Annotated in this window: 1 protein-coding gene; it reads left to right on the top strand. The window is 58.3% G+C overall.

The features are described from left to right. Nucleotides 1-297: 297 nt before the first annotated feature. Complete coding sequence (locus tag ABVS15_RS13535) at nt 298-1581, top strand: O-acetylhomoserine aminocarboxypropyltransferase/cysteine synthase family protein (protein WP_369284208.1); 1284 nt, start codon at nt 298-300, stop codon at nt 1579-1581.

The following is a 1581-nucleotide window of genomic DNA, read 5'->3' as shown; positions in this document are numbered from 1 at the left end:
TTGACAAATCAAAATCAGGGCGGTACAATACCCACCATACCAATCGAGCAGATGGGTAATTAAAGCAAGGAGGGGTGAGCAAGATGACGACGCTGTTTGAAAGACTGCTGCGGGGCAATTTCCGTTGTGGGCGAATGCTGTACTCCCGGACAAGTGATATGGCCGGGCGCGTCGGCATGTCCTGTTCGCGCCCTTGGTGACAAAGCCGCACCACACAGGCCATACCTCTTATCCGGGAGCTGCGTGACAGCCCCGGCTTTTTTATTTTAATTTTACATAAATGAAAGAGGAATTGACATGAGTAACTATAAATTTGAAACCTTACAGCTTCACGTGGGTCAGGAGCAGGCGGACCCCACCACCGATTCCCGGGCCGTGCCCATTTACCAGACCACCAGCTATGTATTTCACAACTCCGCCCACGCCGCCGCCCGGTTCGGTCTGGCGGACCCCGGCAACATTTACGGTCGTCTGACCAACTCCACCCAGGACGTGCTGGAAAAGCGCATTGCGGCGCTGGAGGGCGGCGTGGCCGCACTGGCGACTGCTTCCGGTGCAGCCGCCATCACCTACACCATTGAGGCGCTGGCACAGGCGGGGGACCACATCGTCTCTCAGAAGACCATCTACGGCGGCAGCTACAATCTTTTGGCCCATACGCTGCCCCAGTTCGGCGTGACCACCACCTTTGTGGACGCCCATGATCTCAAGGAGCTGGAAGATGCCATTCAGCCCAACACCAAGGCCGTTTTCCTGGAGACGCTGGGCAATCCCAATTCCGACATTCCCGACATCGGCGCCATTGCAGAAATTGCCCATAAGCACAGCCTGCCCCTGGTGATTGACAACACCTTCGGCACGCCCTATCTCATCCGCCCCATCGAGTACGGGGCCGATATCGTGGTCCACTCCGCCACCAAGTTTATCGGCGGCCACGGCACCACGCTGGGCGGCATCATTGTTGACTCCGGCAAGTTTGACTGGAAGGCCGCCGGGAAATTCGCCCCCATTGCCGACGCAAACCCCAGCTATCACGGGGTGAGCTTTGTGGACGCGGCAGGACCCGCTGCGTTTGTCACCTATGTGCGGGCCATTCTCCTGCGAGACACCGGCGCCGCCATCTCCCCCTTCAATGCGTTTTTGCTGCTTCAGGGCGTGGAAACCCTCTCTCTGCGTCTGGACCGACACGCGGAAAACACGAAGAAGGTGGTGGAGTTCCTGGCGAACCACCCGCAGGTGGAGCGCGTGAACCATCCCTCTCTGCCTGACCACCCGGATCACGCGCTGTATCAGAAGTATTTCCCGGGCGGCGGCGCGTCTATCTTTACCTTCGAGCTTAAGGGCGGGCAGGAGGAGGCCCACGCCTTCATCGACCATCTGGAAATTTTCTCTCTGCTTGCCAACGTGGCCGACGTGAAATCCCTGGTGATTCACCCCGCCACCACCACCCATTCCCAGCTCTCCGCGGAGGAGCTGGCCGACCAGGGCATTCAGCCCAACACCATCCGCCTGTCCATTGGCACAGAGCATATCGACGATATCCTTGCCGATCTTCAAAACGGCTTTGATGCTGTGAAATAA

Origin of the sequence: Oscillibacter sp. GMB15532, from assembly GCF_041020825.1 — a bacterium.
Lineage (GTDB): Bacteria > Bacillota > Clostridia > Oscillospirales > Oscillospiraceae > Oscillibacter.
The sequence above is the reverse complement of the archived record's forward strand: the minus strand, read 5'-3'. Positions and strand labels throughout refer to the sequence as shown.